Raw genomic sequence first — 16,707 nt, 5'->3', positions numbered from 1 at the left:
CAACACCTTCGGATCACCCAACAACGCACCCGCCAACCCGAGACGCTGCGACATACCSARCGAGAACCCGCCGGCCTTCTTSCCCGCCACCTCGGACAATCCGACCAACCCGAGCACCTCGTCGACGCGGGACTTCGGGATCCCGTTCGAAGCGGCCATCCACTGCAGATGCGCCCGCGCACTGCGATTGGGGTGCACCCACTTCGCATCCAACAACGCGCCGACAGTCCGCAATGGCGTCTTCAACTCCCGGTMCGGCTTGCCGTCGATCAACGCCGCACCCGACGTCGGCTGATCCAAACCCAGGATCATCCGCATCGTCGTCGACTTACCCGCACCGTTCGGGCCCAGAAAGCCCGTCACGATGCCCGGCTTGACCGTGAACGACAAATCGTCCACCGCTTTCGTCGGTCCGTAAACCTTGGTCAATCCCCTCAGTTCAATCATGAGGAGAACTGTGCCTTACGGCGCTGACCAGCACATCGGTCCGGAGGATGACATGGACCCTGAGATGTGGAGACGGCAGTTCAGGGAAAACCCTGTCCTCGACCGGAAGTCGGAACTGCCGCGGCATGAGGGTAGGGCGCGTCGAAGTCGCCGTCGAACAATCGCCAGTAGAAGTCGTTCATTCTCGCAGCGGCGGGCGCGTGCCGGGTCAAGATCGCGGCCACCTCCGGTGCCACATCACCTGGGACATGACCTGTGGCGCATCGTCGTACGTACTGGTTGCGGGCGACTGGTCCGCCGTGTTTCGGTCTCGGCACTCCGCAGACCTCGGTGACCAGCCAGTTGACCAGAAGCATGGCGGCGTAGTCGGCGTCATGGGTGGCATGGCGCCGGACGAAGTCATGTTCGGTAGTCGACAGGTCGAAGTGTGGGGATGTGGCCAGTCCGAAGTCGGTGAGATAGATCCGCTCCATATCGGTGCGCATGTTGCCGAAATGTCCGTCCATGTGCAGCAACTGTCGATCGCGTAAGAACGCCACGATCTCCGAAAACTGTCGCTCGACTTCGGCAGCTTTGGCGGCCGGGTTGTCATGCAGCCAATCCGAGATCGGGTGTGCGATGTACTCGCAGAACAGTACGAGGCTGCACGGCGCAGTGGCGAGTGCTTCGAGGCGGACCCGCGCTTCACTACTGGCGCAGGCGGTGGGAACGGAAGCGATGTCGGCGTGTTCGGGTGCAACCGGCGATCGACCGGGCAGCACCCGCCAGTGGTAAAGCATTGGGAACGACTGTGTTTCGCCGGCCAGAACGGCCTCTGTGACCATGACGTTCGCGGCCAGCTCTCGCCAGGCGTTGAAGCTCGGGCCCCCAATGCCGTACTGGCAGAACGTCGGCAAGTCGAAATGGTTGGAAGTAGAGCCCACGTCGGCGAGTTCCTGTTCGGTCAGTGGGATGCGTTTGGTGAATACCGGAACGCTGTCGAACCCGTTTTCGCAGACACCGACGAGTCCTGCGGCGCCGCCCACGCCTACGCTCGAGACTCGAGCGGTGTCGACCAGTAGGGCCAGTTCGACATCGTTCTGGGAAGACAGGAATGCTGATAGTTTCCGGTGGCGGTCAATCCTGACGTCCGTCATTCCGCGACTGTGCCACAGGCTCGTCCGGCTTCGATTTCGCGGAGCCGTCTGTCGAAGTCACCGATTCTGGCGGTGTCCTCGTAGTAGTCCTCCTGCTCGACGATTCTTCCCCACTTGGTTCGAACGAGAAGCACTGTTCGATTTTGATAGATGACGGCGCCGTCCGGGCCTAGGGCTCGGTCGTCGAATCGGACGAGCAGTGTCATGCGCCAGAGCGGACCACCGAAATACGCTTCGGTGACCGCGCCTTGAAGCCCCGCGTCGACAAATTCCTGGAGAAACGTCTCGATTTGGTCCCGTCCGGCATGCACTCCTGCCCACCGATGATCACCCTCGGCGAATCTGAGCACCGCGTGGTGGTGATAGGAATTCAACAGCGGCCGGTAGTTGCCGGAATTGAGTGCACGGACGTCGCGTCGGAACTTGAAGATGAGTGCTTTGCGCAGAAGTGATCGCGAGACGATCGCCGTTCCGAAGCCCGCCGCGAACCATCGTTTCATCTTCGAAGCTTGTCGTGGCATCGAATGCCCTGTCAACGAAATGCCGGGGTCTGCTGATATCTGACAGAGAATTGGATATTGACAGTGACTGTCATAATAGGTGAGACTCGCATTATCGAGAATGGCCGGATCTCGGCCGAGGCGGGAGGACGTTGCTGATGTCACTACGGGAGAGACAACGGTTGCAGGTGCGAGCAGACATTCAACGTGCGGCATTCGATCTGTTCGCGCGTGACGGTTTCGAGGATGTGACCACCGAGCAGATTGCGGCAGCAGCGGGGGTGTCGGCGAGTACGTACTTCCGGCACGTTCGTAACAAAGAGGATCTGCTGTTGGACCCGGTCAGGCAGGGCGGTGCCGGGATCGTGACACTGCTCGAGAATCGCCCGGCATCTGAGTCGGCTGATCTTGCGATCTCGCGGGCAATCCTCGAGCGTTCCAATGCTTTCGAGTCCGCGGAGATCGATCAGTGGCGAGCAGCGTTCCGCACCGCGCCGCACCTGATGGATCGAGTCGCGCTGATCGCGCCCGAGCATCGTGATCGGTTGGTGGAGTTGGTGGCACAACGAATGCAACTCGATCCTGAAAATGACAGCCGACCAGGACTACTCGTTCACTTGATGTTGGCGGCGGCGGAGTTCGGCTATCGGCAATGGATACGTAACCCCCAGAAGCGTGGGGCATCACTTCCCGTGTGCGTCGAGGGGGCACTCGACGCGGTTCAGGGATCCCGGTGGCGCACGCAGGATGACGATGACACGAAAGGTCGTGATCAGTGATGAACGAGAACTCTCGCAACTCCGAGCTCTCGGTAGTGGATGTGCCAGTGGTGGATGTGATCGTTGTGGGATCGGGGGCTGCCGGCATGTCCGCAGCCATCACTGCAGCCCGCAACGGACTCTCGACAATTCTCGTGGAGAAGTCGGAGTACTGGGGCGGTTCGTCGTCCCGGTCCGGGGGCGGAGTGTGGATTCCGGGAAACTCGATACTTCGCCGCGAGGCGCCGGCAGATGATATCGATTCTGCGCGAACATATCTGAAGAGCATTGTCGGAGAGGATGCAGACAGCGACCGTATCGACACGTATATCGATCGAGGCCCGGAAGCCCTCGATTTCCTGATTCGGCACTCCGCACTCGAGCTCGAATGGGTGAAGGGTTACTCCGACTACTTTCCCGAGGCACCCGGCGGACTTGCAAGCGGCCGCTCGTGCGAGCCGCGCCCGTTCGACGCGCGAGCTCTGGGCGACGATCTCGCGACCCTTCATCCGCCGTACATGAAGGTGCCGCTCAACATGGTTGTCCAACAATCTGATTACCGTTGGCTGAGCACGGGGGTTCGGCATTGGAGGGGGCCGGTGCGAATGCTTCGGGTGGGAATGAGATCCCTGGTCGCGAAGGCTCGGAAGAAGAAGCTGATCGGGCTCGGGCCGGCGCTCATGGCGGAACTGATGCTCGGAGTTCGGGACGCCGGCGTGACGGTCGAGCTCGGGACGAGGCTTGTGGATCTGGTTACCGACAATGATCGTGTCGTGGGTGTGCGACTCGAGTCCGGGGGAGTGCAGAGAACCATGCAGGCTCGATGCGGTGTCATCCTCGCGTGCGGCGGGTTCGACAACAACGACGACATGCGAGGCGAGTACCAGCGCCGGCCGAGTAGTGCGCAGTGGACTCTCGGGGCACCGACCAATACCGGAGACGGTATACGTGCAGCTCTACGCGTCGACGCGGCAATTTCGTACATGGACGACGCGTGGTGGGCCCCGTCGATCCCGCTGCCCAAAGGCCCGTGGTTCGCCTTGGCGGAACGCTCGTTGCCTCGAAGCCTGATGGTCAACGCCAGCGGTCAGCGCTTCATGAACGAGTCGCTTCCCTACGTCGAAGCCGCGCACGCCATGTTCGGCGGAAAGTACGGCCGAGGTGAAGGACCCGCTGAAAACATCCCGGCTTGGCTGATCTTCGATCAGACGTACCGTGACCGTTACCTGTTCGCGGGAGTGCCGGCGCGCAGGCCGATACCTCGGTCGTGGATCGAATCGGGTGCGATCGTGCGAGCTGGATCTATTGCCGAACTCGCTGCCGAGATCGGAGTGCCGGGCGATGCGCTGTCCGCGACCATCACACGATTCAACAGTCACGCGCGCGACGGAGTCGATCGCGACTTCGGCCGTGGGACAAGCAGATACGACCACTACTACGGCGACTGCACCAACAAGCCCAACCCCAGCCTCGGAGAACTCACGAAGGGTCCGTTCTATGCCGCGAAGATGGTGCCCGGAGACCTGGGGACCAAAGGCGGCATCAACACGGACGCTCGCGCGCGAGCGTTGCGCGCCGACGGTTCGGTCATCGACGGGCTCTACGCAGCAGGAAATACCAGCTCGCCGGTCATGGGTCATACCTATGCCGGTCCAGGTGCAACTATCGGTCCCGCAATGGTTTTCGGATATCTGGCCGCGCTCGATGCGGTCGGACGATCCCATGACGGTCGTGAACTCGACACCGAAGGCCGGAATAATGGTTTGGCAGATCGCCGTGGGTAGGGTTCCCTTGAGAGCGTGACCCACCTCAACATCGCCGACGTCGACTACTTCCTTCCTGATGGTCGACAACTGCTCAGCGGTGTCAGCTTTCGGGTCGGAAACGGTGCAAAAACTGCACTGATCGGGCCCAACGGGACTGGTAAGACGACATTGCTTCGCATTGTCGCCGGAGACGCCGTCGCTGACGAGGGCGCTGTCACTCGATCCGGAACACTGGGCGTGATGCGGCAATTCGTCGGCCAGGTTCGCGACGAGTCCACCGTGCGCGATCTTCTGTTGTCCGTCTCTCCGGCGCGGATCCGGGATGCAGCACTGGCGCTCGATACGGCAGAAAACGCGATGATCGAGCGCGACGAGGAATCAACTCAAATGAAGTATTCGCACGCGCTGGCCGATTGGGCCGATGTGGGCGGCTACGAGACCGAAGACTTCTGGGACAAGGTCACTACCGCGGCTCTCGGTGTTCCTTATGACCGTGCGAAGTGGCGCGCGGCCAACTCGCTCAGCGGTGGCGAGCAGAAACGGTTGGTTCTCGAAGCACTGTTCGCTGGGCCCGACGACGCACTCCTGCTGGACGAGCCGGACAACTACCTCGATGTTCCGGGCAAGCGATGGCTGGAAAAGGCGATCTCGGAATCGTCGAAAGTGGTTTTGTTCGTCAGCCACGACCGCGAACTGATCGCCAACGCGGCCACCCACATCGTGACGCTCGAGCCCGGAATCAGCGGCGCAACGTCGTGGACCCACGGCGCTGGGCTGGCCAGCTACCACCAGGCCCGCGAAGATCGGAACGCTCGATTCGAAGAACTGCGTCGACGCTGGGACGAGGAGCACGCGAAACTGCGTGCCCTGGTTCTGCGATTGCGTGAAAAGGCCAAGTTCAACGACGGCGTCGCTGCGCGGTATCACGCCTCGCAAACCAGGTTGGCGAAGTTCGAGGAGGCAGGGCCACCCGAAGCGATTCCACTTCAGCAGAAGGTGACAGTTCGGCTGGCGGGCGGGCGAACCGCCAAGCGCGCGTTGGTATGTCAGGATCTCGAGTTGACCGGATTGATGAAGCCTTTCGACACCGAGATCTGGTACGGAGATCGGGTTGCCGTGCTGGGCTCCAATGGATCCGGGAAGTCACATTTCCTTCGTCTCTTGGCGGGTGGTGGGACCGATCCGGGGACCGAGCATCTGCCCGTCGAGGCGCTCGACATCGCGCCGGTCGAGCACGGGGGTACTGCGACGCTGGGTGCCCGGGTACGTCCCGGATTGTTTGCGCAGACCCATTCCAGGCCTGATCTGACCGGGAACACGCTGCTCGAGATCCTGCACATGGGCGACGAACACCGAAACGGAATGGGGCGTGAAGCGGCGAGCCGCGCGCTCGACCGTTACGGATTGTCCCAAGCAGTCGAACAGAAGTACGACGACCTGTCCGGCGGACAGCAGGCGCGCCTGCAGATTCTGCTCCTCGAGCTTTCCGGCGCCACGATGTTGCTGCTCGACGAGCCGACCGACAACCTCGACCTTCATTCGGCTGACGCGCTCGAACAGGGCATCGCACAGTTTGCCGGCACCGTCATCTCGGTAACCCACGATCGTTGGTTCGCGCGCGGGTTCGACAGGTTCCTGGTATTCGGATCGGACGGGAACGTGTACGAGAGCGAGTCTCCGGTGTGGGACGAGGCCAGGGTCGAACGAGCGCGCTGAGATCGAGTAGCCGCTTGCTATCTGGGGAGTGGCGGCAACTCGTTGAGCATCGCGCGCAGGAGGCCCGGATCGCTGCGATCCGATCGAGGTGGGGGACAGCGCGAAAGATCGAGCAGTGTCGGGAAGCCCCACAGAACGCGACCTGGATCCACCCTGTCCACCGCCGAGTACCAGTGGGTGAGCGGCTCGGCGAGCGCCGCGTGAAGCTCGAAATGCCGTCGTCGGCGGCTGGGGTCTCCTTCGCGCTGCAGTCGAAGTTGCTTCGGTGACGGTATCGAGATGACGGTCAGATCCGCGAGACCCAGTTCGAGGCGCGTAAAAGCCGTCTCGACTGCCTCGAGCTCGTACTCGAATCGCTCCCGAGGTGCGGCGCCCACCGCGGCGAGACACCAGCTGTAGTGCAGTTTCAGCGGGTCGCTGTCGCAGAGCGCGATCCCGGTTCTCGATTCGAGTTCTTCCGCTTGCGACCATCGCTTCGAATTGACGGTTGCCCAGTAACTTGCCTGGACGTCGAGATCCGTGCCGTCCGGCTCGCGCCCCGTGGGCTGATACTCGGCGACGAATCCTTCCGGTGCCGTTTGTCCACCGAGTTGGGTTCGGCACCAGGTGGTCTTGCCGGCGGCGCTGGGTCCTTCTACTGCGACGATCACCAGTTCATTCTCCATAATGATTGGGGCGGTTGGTTTTTGCTCGTTGCCAGGACTCTCTTAACATTTGAATGGGGCTGTTTTGCGTTCCGACACGGCCTGTTTCGGTGCGGGGGGTCACAAAATCGCAGTGACGGTTGCCACATAACGGACGGATAACGATCGGTATGGTTGAAGCTCGAATCAACTAGTTGACCTGTGGTTATTTCTTGAATCTCGACTGAATCTGGTACGGCAGTGCCGGAAAACTGCCCCGTGACCAATCCGTGACCATCGCCTACGGTCGTTGACAGCCCGAAACTACCGGGCAAACACCGACCCGCAACTGCGTGCTTCTGCCCCGCGGGTCCGGTACTCCCGAAACCTTCGCGGGGCAGGAGTGAAACAGACGAGTCGATCGACGAGACGTGAAAGCGTCCGGGCCGACCTCGTCCGCGGTAGCGGAGAGGATTTACCCAATGACCAGCATCACCTTCAAGCGCGCCCTCGGCGCAGTTGCAACCGCAGGCGCAGTCGTCGCAATCCCGCTCGCCATGAGCACCGGCACCGCTTCGGCAGCCGGCCACGACTGGTCCGGAGTCGCAAACTGCGAGTCCTCCGGTAACTGGGCCGCCAACACCGGAAACGGCTTCTACGGCGGACTGCAGTTCACACAGAGCACCTGGAACGCGTTCGGTGGATCGGGCAACGCTGCCAACGCCAGCCAGTCTGAGCAGATCCGTGTCGCCGAGAACGTTCTCGCAGGCCAGGGCGTCGGCGCATGGCCCGTCTGCGGTCAGTACCTGACCACCGGCACCACCGCAGGCAACTACGAGGCCGCAGCAGCCCCCGTCACCGCTGAGGCTTCCGTCGAGTCGGCTCCGGCAGCAAGCACCGGAAGCGGCAACTACGTGGTCAAGGCAGGCGACACCCTGTCGAAGATCGCTGCTGCACACGGCATCTCGCTCGAGAACCTCGCCAGCCAGGTCCCGAACATCAACCTGATCTTCCCGGGACAGTCCCTCTCGGTCTAGTCTCGTGGCCGTTTAGGTCCTCATTGCGTCGAAATTGTCCGGAGCTGATGCAGCCCCGGACAGTTTCGGCGTTTCTGCGTTCGCAATTAGCTCTGCCGCTTCCGTGTGGATGGGATCAAGATCCTGGCGCCACCCCAGAATGTGCAGTGCCGACCCGGCGATGACGGCGGCGTTGGGGATCGGGGTGCCTTCGAGTGCGTCGGCTCGCGCGCTGATCACGCTTTCTACCAGGCGAAACGGAAGCTCGGCCAGGTGAGTTGATGCTGGATCGTCAATCGCGTCGAGCACTGCCTGGGCGAGGGCCCGGTATTGCTCGCGAAGCCGATCGCGATCGGCTCGGAACGACATGAACCTGTCGCTTCTCAGTTCCGGCAAGAGATAGAGGACACCGAGGTTCCACCGTCCGGTGATCAGTTGGGCCGCGTCGATGTACGAAAGCGCGTACAGCTTCACCTCGGGTGAGGTGCCGCGTGGCCTGAGATTCTCCGCGAAGTCGAGCGCCGGAGTCACGGTGTCGGCGAGCAGTGCAACCAGGATGTCGTCCTTGGTGGCGAAATGGTTGTACAGCGACGCCTGACGCATTCCGACTGCTTCGGCGATGTGGCGTGTCGACGTCGCGGCGAAGCCTCGGGTGGTGAACAGTTCAGCGGCTGCATCCAAGATCTCCGCCCGGGCAGTCCCACCCGGGCGTCGGCGAGCGGTCAGGCGGGGTCGTCCGGGGCCGGCGTTGGTCACGCCTTCCATAGTGGCAGGCTCTGGCCTTACATGCGGGGTGGCCGTCGCTGTGAGCATTCGGTCACGTGCTCGAAACGTACTCAACGAGCCTGTTACAGAATCAGGCGAATCGTATACGCGGGCGTCACCTGCGGCGAGTGGATTTCGCGAAAACTATCAATCGACAGTTATTCGCCTCTGAATCGCTTCGCCGAAGGAGTACGCCGTTGAGTGCAACCACCCCGGCTGCGCAGCCCACCACCGCATCCGCACTCGCCTCTTCGCCTCACGACGACGGTGACCTCGCGGAGTTMGGCTACGAGCAGCAGCTGCATCGATCGCTGGGAAAGTTCGCGTCGTTCGCCGCGGGCTTCTCCTTCGTTTCCATCCTGACCACGATCTTTCAATTGTTCGGCCTCGGTTTCGGTTTCGCGGGTCCGGCGTTCTTCTGGACCTGGCCCGTCGTATTCATCGGTCAGTTCATGGTGGCCCTCAACTTTGCGGAACTTGCTGCCAGATATCCGATTTCGGGTGCCATCTACCAGTGGTCGCGGCGGATGGGTGGTGAAATCGTCGGCTGGTTCGCGGGTTGGTTCATGATTCTCGCTCAGATCGTCACCGCGTCGGCCGCCGCGATCGCCTTGCAGGTCGTGCTCCCGAATGTGTGGAGCGGGTTCCAGATCATCGGTGAGGACAGTGCACTCACCTCCTCGAGCGGTGCTGCCAATGCCGTGCTGCTCGGATCGGTACTTCTGGTTCTGACCACCTTCATCAACTGCATCGGCGTCAACTGGATGTCGCGTATCAACAACATAGGCGTGACCTGCGAAATCGTCGGTGTCATCGCGGTGATCGGGATGTTCTTCACCCACGCTCAGCGCGGACCGGACGTCGTCTTCGACACCGGCAGTGCCGGCGGTCAGCCGGGATACGCCTGGGCGTGGATCATGTCCGGACTGATGGCTGCCTACGTCATGGTCGGCTTCGGTTCGGCAGGCGAACTGGCCGAGGAGACCCGCAACCCCCGACGCGTCGCACCTCGTACGATCCGTCTTGCACTCTCCGCTTCCGCACTCGGCGGCGGCTTGATGATCCTCGGCGCGTTGATGGCAGCGCCCTCACTCACMGACGGACGCCTGGCCACGGAAGGTTTGCCATACGTACTGACCTCTATTCTGAGTTCGCCGTGGGGCACGGTCTTGTTGATCGACGTCTCGATCGCAGTGTTCGTGTGCACCTTGGCCATTCAGACTGCTGCTTCACGGCTGATGTTCTCCATGGCCCGCGACGGGCGGCTTCCTGCCTCGCAGGTACTGGCAAAGGTCAACCCCCGCACCGGAACACCTATCGCGCCGTCCGTCCTCATCGGTCTGGTCTGCATTGCCGTCCTGGCCGTCAACGTAGGCAACTCGGCAATTTTCGCAACCCTGTCCAGCGTATGCATCATCTTGATCTACTTGGCCTACCTCATGGTGACCGTGCCGCTGCTGGTTCAGCGTCTCAAGGGATGGCCTCGCACGGCAGTCGGCCCCAAGTTCGACGCCGAAGGCAAAAAGCTTTTCTCCCTGGGCATCTGGGGAGTTCCGGTCAACATCGCCGCGGTTGTGTACGGCGCGCTGATGGTGATCAACCTGTCCTGGCCACGAGCCGAGATCTTCAACCCCACCGGGGAGTACCCCATTCTGCAGTGGGCCGCGCCCATCACGGTAGCGCTGGTCGTGGGGCTGGGAGTCGCTTGCTTCCCACGTGGCCGCGCCACCCCGAATCCCGTCACGATCGGAGCCTGACCATGAGTACTCAGACCACCGCCGGAGCGCGCGAGCATGCCCGGTCCCAGGCCGGAACAATCACAGACTCCATGCCGGTGTTGCCGGCCACCCGCTGGCCGAACCCGCCCGACGACGTCGCTCCCGAACGTCTGACCTGGGCTGAAACAGTGCCGGGTGGGCGATACACGACCAAGGTTCTCGCCCGAGGAACCCGATTGCGACTTCGCGACATCGTCGGCAGCGCCTGTGCAAACATCTTGCTATACCGCGCCGACGCCCCCTGGGAGCGTCTCAACGTCGCCGATACCGTCAAGGTGCCATGGCAGGCCTATCTCGGTGTCGGGCACCCGTTGCTCTCCGATCAGGGGCGAGTCCTCGCGACGGTGGTCGCCGACACGTCGGGGCACCACGACGCGTTCTGTGGAACGACGTCACGCGCTACCAACGAGGCGAAGTACGGGCAGGGTTCGCTGCACAGTGCCTCACCCGCCGGTCGTGAACTGTTCACCGTCGCTGCCGCGAAGAACGGACTCGGGCCGCAGGACATAGCGCCACCGTTGTCCTTCTTCCATGGTGTCCGCGTCGAGGCGGACGGCGCTCTCACCAGTACGGGTTCCGCCGGCGCCGGCGCGACGGTCGACCTTCTGATCCACCTGCCGGTCATCGTGATGATCGCCAACACCGCGCACCCACTCGATCCGGCGCTGGAGTTTCCCACCACGTCCCTCGAAGTGCTCGCGTGGAACGCGGCCGACGAACTCGGCAGCCGTGACGATCTCGGGCCGGAATACCAACGCGCAGTGCTCAATACCGAAGACGCCTGGACGGCTTCGAACCTGGAGGAGATCGCATGACCACCACCCTGGATGTCCCCGCCCTCGTTCCCGGAACGGTGATCCTCGACGAGATTGCTGACGCGTTCGGGCCGTGGTCCGCAGTTGTCCGCGCCGGCGACGTCCTGACAATCGTCGATCTGCACGGAAATCAAGCCGTCGACACACTCGTCTTTGCCGGTGACGATCACAGCGTTCGGTACTCGGCAGCAGCGACGGTCACAGCGCAGCAGAATCTGTTTCTGACCACAGGATCCGTGCTCCGAAGTGACGACGGAACTCCACTCATGACCCTGGTCGCGGACGAGGTCGGAAACCACGACACCGTCGGCGGAGCGTGCTCACAGGAATCGAACACCCTGCGATACGGCCACCACACCAAGCATCAGCACGCGTGCGTAGAGAACTTCCTCGTCGAGGGCGCAAAATGGGGGCTCGGCAAGCGGGACCTGGTGTCCAACATCAACTTCTTCATGAACGTCCCGGTCGACCCCGACGGCACACTCGGAATCGTCGACGGACTGTCTGCGCCAGGCAAGCGGCTCGCGTTGCGTGCCGAACGCGACGCGCTCGTCCTCGTGTCCAACTGCCCGCAGATCAACAACCCGTGCAACGGCTTCGATCCGACGGCCGTCCGCATGATCGTCACACGGCCGGAGGCAGACGAATGAACGCAAAACTGACCATCGTGCGTCCCGGAATGTTGACGACGGTTCAGGACTATCCAGGGCGCGTCGGGTACTGGCAGATCGGTGTCCCACCGTCGGGCCCGATGGACGACCTGTCGTTTCGGTTGGGAAACACCGCACTCGGAAATCCCGAAGGCGCACCCGGCATCGAATGCGCGATGGCCGGACCTGCGATGACGTTCGACGAGGACACCACGGTGTGCGTCACGGGCGCTCCGGTGTCTGTGACCGTCGACGGCATCGCCCACGGTCAGTGGCGTCCTGTTTTCGTCCCCGCTGGAGCGGTGCTCGACGTCGGGACGCTCAGCGGCCCAGGACTGCGCATCTACGTACTCGTACAGGGCGGAATCGAGACCGACGACTATCTCGGCAGTGCGTCGACCTTCACCCTGGGCAGGTTCGGTGGACACGAAGGTAGGACTTTGCGGGCGGGGGACGTTCTCAAACTCGGACAGGCGACCGGGGCAGCGGGAGGTGTTCCCGCCGAGCATGTTCCGGCGATACACACGTGCTGGGAACTTGCGGTGACCGAGGGCCCGCACGGGGCGCCGGAGTTCTTCACCCGCTCCGACATCGACACGCTGTACGCGACCGAGTACGAGGTCCACTTCAACTCCGACCGCACCGGAGTCCGGTTGATCGGTCCGAAACCTGACTGGGCCAGAACCACCGGCGGCGAAGCGGGACTTCACCCTTCGAACATCCACGACAACGCGTATTCGATCGGTGCACTCGACTTCACCGGCGACACGCCCATCCTCCTCGGACCCGACGGACCGAGCCTCGGCGGCTTCGTCTGCCCGATCACGGTGGTGTCTGCTGATCGCTGGAAGCTCGGACAGTTGGCTCCCGGGAACAAGATTCGCTTCGTGCCGGTCCGCGCCGACCGGGCAGCTTCCCGCCGTGACCTCGGAGTATCGCGTCGAGCGTCCAATTCGGTTGTTCATTCCTCCGGTGGTGACGGCGACGACGGCGTCATAGCTCGCCGTGACGGCGACACCGCGGTCACGTACCGGCGCTCAGGCGATGACAATGTGTTGGTCGAATACGGCGACATGAATCTCGACCTGGCGCTACGTGCGCGTGCACATGCACTGCATCAGCGACTCGAAGCCGAGAAGCCGGCCGGACTACTCGATCTCACCCCGGGAATCCGCAGCCTGCAGGTCCGCGTCGACCCGGACGTGCTGCCCGTCGGCAAACTGATGGGAATGCTCGCCGAGGCGGAGGACACCTTGCCTGCGGCCAACGAACTCGTTGTGCCCAGTCGCACTGTGCGGATGCCACTGTCGTGGGACGACCCGGCTACGCGCGAAGCGATCCAGCGGTACATGCACGGAGTGCGTGCGGACGCGCCGTGGTGCCCGTGGAATATCGAGTTCATCCGCCGGATGAACGGTCTCGAATCCGTGAACGACGTGTTCGACACCGTTTTCGGCGCCGAATACATGGTGCTCGGGCTCGGCGACGTCTACCTCGGAGCTCCGGTCGCGACGCCGCTCGACCCACGTCATCGCCTTGTCACGACCAAGTACAACCCCGCCCGCACCTGGACCCCCGAAAACGCCGTCGGGATCGGTGGGGCTTACCTCTGCATCTACGGCATGGAAGGCCCAGGTGGGTACCAGTTCGTCGGACGTACGACGCAGGTGTGGAATCACCGTCACCCCGCGAAGTCGGGCCCGTTCGAGGAGGGCACTCCCTGGTTGCTGCGATTTTTCGACCGGATCTCCTGGTACCCCGTCGAGCCGGAAGAGCTGATGGATCTGCGCGCGGACACTGCGGCCGGCCGCGGCGGGGGAGTCGAGATCGAGGACGGCAGCTTCTCGCTGGCTGAGCATCAGGAGTTCCTCGCGTCGAACTCGCGCTCGATCGAGGAGTTCCGCGCGATGCAGTCCGTCGCATTCGGAGCCGAGCGTCAGCGCTGGTCCGACGCGGGAGAGTTCGCGCTGCCCGGTTGATGGTCGAGTGAGCACCCTTTTCTTCGAGTGAGCACCGCTTCCAGCGTGTCGGAAGCGGTGCTCACTCAGCAGTAACGGTGTTCAGTCCGCGGTGGTTGTCATCATTGGWCATTCATGGTTGGTCATTGTGGAGGTCGACGAGGTGAGCGACACTCAGCCATGCGATTCGTGACACTGCCCCAAGGAAGCCTGGACGCCGACGAGTACGGCAGCCGGAACATCACCATGATGCAGCTCGCCCGTTCGGTGGACGGTGGAGAATTCAGGAGTCACTTCGCGTGGTGTCGGCCGAACAGCCTGTTGGGGAAGCACTCTGCGAACCTCTGGCAGCTGTACGTCGTCGTGGACGGCTCGGGCTGGGTAGCCGAAGGCGACGGTCGACGGGTCTCGATGGCGTCAGGCGAGGCAGTGTTGTGGAGCCCTGGCGAGATCCACGAGTCCGGWTCGGATCACGGGATGCTTGTGGTGATAGTGCAAAGCGGCACTCCGTTCACCGGGCTCGTCAGGGAGTCAGAGCGCGATTGAACAGATCGATGAACGGGCGAGGCGACGGGGTCCCGGTGGGCCGGAAAGGCGCAGAATCCCTGGACGCGGATACCCACTCGGTTCTGCTCACCCGCGACAAGTCGAGCTGATATCGGGTGTCGGCGGCGAGTCGGTGCAGGAAGAGTGTTCCGGTTCGCCCGTTTCCTTCCCGAAACGGGTGGGCATGATTGAGCGTCGAGTACACCGATGCGAGCGCGAACGACGCAGCGCCGTGATCGAGCGCTACCCAATCGACGGCGGCGATGATCTCTTCCACCTCGGACAGGTAGTTCCGAATCGCCGAGACCGGAGCAAACGTTGCCGCACCTTTCCTGATGTCGACGGTTCTGATGTGTCCGGCCCACTGGTACAGATCTTGGAAAACGTGCTGGTGAAGTAGGAGAAGTTCGGCTGTGTCTCGCGTGTGCGGTACGAGGTCGCCGCCGAGATGCGCCTCACCCAGACGAAGCGCGGTCGCCGCGAACTCGAGTGATTGCAGTGCGGCGGGATCTCGCACGTCGAAATTGTTCTCGAGCACCGATGTACCGCGATAGACGTACGGCGCTGATCTTCGCCAGCGGATCCGCGGGGGAATTGGTGACGACAGGCCGACGGCTCGCGCCAATTCCTGCTCGAAATACTCACGCCGAGAGAGCATCCCGATCATGACGGCCTCGAGTTCCGCGATCTGCTCGTTACTCGGATCCCAGCCTTCGAGGCGCTCCGCCGCCAGAACCTGTTCGAGCGCAGTGCGATTCACGGGTCGATGTCGGGTAGCGCCGACGCGGACGCGGCATATTCGAGTCGTCGTTGCACACCTGCGACCTCGCGCACTGCATTGCTCAGCAAGCTCCGCGAGAGCGGAGTGAGTTCGGAGATCACGACTTCGTCGGTCGGTGGCCGACCTGCCGCGAACTGATCGGTCTGGTGGCGGACACGAATCTGCTGCAACACCTCGAAAGATTCGATCAGTACCTGGGCGTCGTCGTCGAGTAGGAAACCGCTTCCCGCTGCAGCCTTGAGACGTTCGAGTGTCGAACTCGTGCGGGCGCCCACGGAAATCCCCGCCCATCGAGCGATGTTCACGATCGGTTGGACGGCGCTGGCTTTGAGGTCGACGGTTCCGGTCCGACGCGTCATCACGTCCTTGAACGAATGGAGCTTTGCCTTGTCTCCGACCGCTTCGCGAAGGAGCAGTCGCATGACGGCCGGGTGCAGTCGCAGTTGATCCAACGCCGCAGGGCGAGGATCCAACGCCGGATCGCCTGCGACGACGCGGGCATCCGCCAGCATCGACAACATGACCAGGGCTTGGTCCTGGTACGGATTGGATACCCATTTCCGCAGCGCAGTGCGCCATTGTGGGAGCGTCCGAGCAAACCTGGCCTGGGTCGCGACGGCGTTCTTGGTGTCGCGAGGGAACCCGCAGAGATCGAGGATGTCGTGGATGGTCTTCGCGGCGTCGGCTCCCTCGTGATGAGATTCGCCGCCCCACACCAGCGCACTGTCGATATCCGAAGAGGGGAGCGCTTCACGCCTGGCGACGCTGCCGAGCGACAGCCACGCGAAATCCGGTCGCTCGTCTCCGCCCACCACCAATTCGATGGCTCGCCTGACCGTCACGTCGATCAGCACGGCCAGCGTCGCGCCGATGTCGAGCGGTGAGACCCGTGAGGCCACCAATTCCGTCACCAGAACAGGGACCGCGCGGGCTGTTTCGACGAGGTGGGCGTCGTCCTGTGCTGTGGCGAGCGCTGCGCGCAGTTCGAAACCCTGATTGGTGGCCGAAGTCAGGAGGTCGCTGAGTTCGAGCACACCCATCAGTGCGCCTGCCTCGGTCACGACCGGGAGATGGCGCAATCCGTACTCGAGCATGTCGGTCACGGCGTCGGCGCCCAATCGATCCGGATCGACTGTCACTGCTGACGGCGTCATCACTGTTGATACCGGCTGATTGCTGTCGATACCACCGACTACCACGCGAGCGCGTAGGTCACCTTCGGTGAAGATTCCGAAACCGCTTGTCTCCGTCGGGATCACAACAGCACGGCGGCCCGCATCGGTCATCAACTTCGCGGCCTCGCGGATGGTTGCCTGGCCGTCGCAGACAATTGCGGGCCCGCGCAACAGGTCTCGCACCCGGCGCATGGCGGGACTCTGGATGCCTTGCCCCGCCGAGTGCCCCGTCATGGGGTCATTGTCGCAGGTGTGTCCGTTTCAGGCAGCGGAGGGT

Annotated in this window: 16 protein-coding genes; 9 read left to right on the top strand and 7 right to left on the bottom strand. The window is 62.8% G+C overall.

Annotation, left to right across the window (positions count from 1 at the left end):
• From AC1DWA_RS21700 to AC1DWA_RS21690, 3 genes are all read right to left on the bottom strand, one after another.
• A partial coding sequence (locus tag AC1DWA_RS21700; RefSeq protein WP_477917015.1) for an ABC transporter ATP-binding protein occupies positions 1–447 on the bottom strand: 447 nt, incomplete at its 3' end.
• A gap of 80 nt (positions 448–527) precedes the next feature.
• Positions 528–1,583: a BUD32 family EKC/KEOPS complex subunit gene (locus tag AC1DWA_RS21695; protein WP_477846756.1), complete on the bottom strand. Its 1,056-nt coding sequence runs from the start codon at positions 1,581–1,583 to the stop codon at positions 528–530.
• Positions 1,580–2,083: a nuclear transport factor 2-like protein gene (locus AC1DWA_RS21690; protein WP_223257837.1), complete on the bottom strand. Its 504-nt coding sequence runs from the start codon at positions 2,081–2,083 to the stop codon at positions 1,580–1,582. Before AC1DWA_RS21690 ends, AC1DWA_RS21695 begins: the two co-directional genes overlap by 4 nt.
• A 158-nt stretch (positions 2,084–2,241) precedes the next feature.
• On the opposite strand from AC1DWA_RS21690, the gene AC1DWA_RS21685 reads away from it, so the two are divergent.
• From AC1DWA_RS21685 to AC1DWA_RS21675, 3 genes are read left to right on the top strand one after another with little or no spacing between them, the layout of a single operon-like run.
• The gene (locus AC1DWA_RS21685; protein ID WP_308370542.1) at positions 2,242–2,862 is read left to right on the top strand and encodes a TetR/AcrR family transcriptional regulator; all 621 of its coding nucleotides are present in this window, start codon (positions 2,242–2,244) and stop codon (positions 2,860–2,862) included.
• On the top strand, positions 2,862–4,625 hold the full coding sequence (gene kstD / locus AC1DWA_RS21680) for a 3-oxosteroid 1-dehydrogenase (protein WP_477846755.1): 1,764 nt from the start codon (positions 2,862–2,864) through the stop codon (positions 4,623–4,625). Before AC1DWA_RS21685 ends, kstD begins: the two co-directional genes overlap by 1 nt.
• A gap of 15 nt (positions 4,626–4,640) precedes the next feature.
• Entirely contained in the window at positions 4,641–6,323 is a 1,683-nt protein-coding gene (locus tag AC1DWA_RS21675; protein WP_477846754.1) for an ATP-binding cassette domain-containing protein, read from the top strand.
• A 17-nt stretch (positions 6,324–6,340) separates the two neighbouring features.
• Here AC1DWA_RS21675 and AC1DWA_RS21670 read toward each other — a convergent pair whose 3' ends face one another.
• Positions 6,341–6,988: a hypothetical protein gene (locus tag AC1DWA_RS21670; RefSeq protein WP_080910440.1), complete on the bottom strand. Its 648-nt coding sequence runs from the start codon at positions 6,986–6,988 to the stop codon at positions 6,341–6,343.
• 440 nt (positions 6,989–7,428) lie between these two features.
• Here AC1DWA_RS21670 and AC1DWA_RS21665 point away from each other — a divergent pair, with 440 nt between their 5' ends.
• On the top strand, positions 7,429–7,983 hold the full coding sequence (locus AC1DWA_RS21665; RefSeq protein ID WP_019748325.1) for a LysM peptidoglycan-binding domain-containing protein: 555 nt from the start codon (positions 7,429–7,431) through the stop codon (positions 7,981–7,983).
• A gap of 12 nt (positions 7,984–7,995) precedes the next feature.
• Here the strand turns inward: AC1DWA_RS21665 and AC1DWA_RS21660 are convergent, their stop codons facing one another.
• Positions 7,996–8,727 (bottom strand): TetR/AcrR family transcriptional regulator, encoded by a 732-nt coding sequence (locus AC1DWA_RS21660; protein WP_041814987.1) that lies wholly within the window; start codon positions 8,725–8,727, stop codon positions 7,996–7,998.
• Positions 8,728–8,924: 197 nt separating this feature from the next.
• Between AC1DWA_RS21660 and AC1DWA_RS21655 the strand changes: the two genes are divergently transcribed.
• The 5 genes from AC1DWA_RS21655 to AC1DWA_RS21635 all read left to right on the top strand — a co-directional run bounded on the left by AC1DWA_RS21655 (position 8,925) and on the right by AC1DWA_RS21635 (position 14,474).
• A complete protein-coding gene (locus AC1DWA_RS21655) occupies positions 8,925–10,484 on the top strand; it encodes an amino acid permease (protein WP_477917013.1) in 1,560 nt (519 codons plus the stop codon).
• Between the two features lie 2 nt (positions 10,485–10,486).
• The gene (locus tag AC1DWA_RS21650; RefSeq protein ID WP_477846753.1) at positions 10,487–11,320 is read left to right on the top strand and encodes an urea amidolyase associated protein UAAP1; all 834 of its coding nucleotides are present in this window, start codon (positions 10,487–10,489) and stop codon (positions 11,318–11,320) included.
• Positions 11,317–11,970, top strand: coding sequence for an urea amidolyase associated protein UAAP2 (locus AC1DWA_RS21645; protein ID WP_021332947.1), 654 nt, complete (start codon positions 11,317–11,319; stop codon positions 11,968–11,970). Before AC1DWA_RS21650 ends, AC1DWA_RS21645 begins: the two co-directional genes overlap by 4 nt.
• Positions 11,967–13,949: a 5-oxoprolinase/urea amidolyase family protein gene (locus tag AC1DWA_RS21640; RefSeq protein WP_060938527.1), complete on the top strand. Its 1,983-nt coding sequence runs from the start codon at positions 11,967–11,969 to the stop codon at positions 13,947–13,949. The genes AC1DWA_RS21645 and AC1DWA_RS21640 overlap by 4 nt, the downstream gene beginning before the upstream one ends.
• A gap of 159 nt (positions 13,950–14,108) precedes the next feature.
• Positions 14,109–14,474, top strand: a complete 366-nt coding sequence (locus AC1DWA_RS21635) for an AraC family ligand binding domain-containing protein (protein ID WP_133728024.1) — start codon at positions 14,109–14,111, stop codon at positions 14,472–14,474.
• Here the strand turns inward: AC1DWA_RS21635 and AC1DWA_RS21630 are convergent.
• Complete coding sequence (locus AC1DWA_RS21630) at positions 14,452–15,234, bottom strand: Fic/DOC family protein (RefSeq protein WP_477846752.1); 783 nt, start codon at positions 15,232–15,234, stop codon at positions 14,452–14,454. The two genes, AC1DWA_RS21635 and AC1DWA_RS21630, sit on opposite strands and share 23 nt — an antisense overlap.
• A complete protein-coding gene (locus tag AC1DWA_RS21625; protein ID WP_223257836.1) occupies positions 15,231–16,664 on the bottom strand; it encodes a putative nucleotidyltransferase substrate binding domain-containing protein in 1,434 nt (477 codons plus the stop codon). The genes AC1DWA_RS21630 and AC1DWA_RS21625 overlap by 4 nt, the downstream gene beginning before the upstream one ends.
• Positions 16,665–16,707: the final 43 nt, after the last annotated feature.

This window comes from Rhodococcus sp. P4_F3_2, assembly GCF_056401335.1.
Note: the sequence above shows the minus strand (reverse complement) of the source record. Positions and strands in the feature narration are given on the sequence as shown.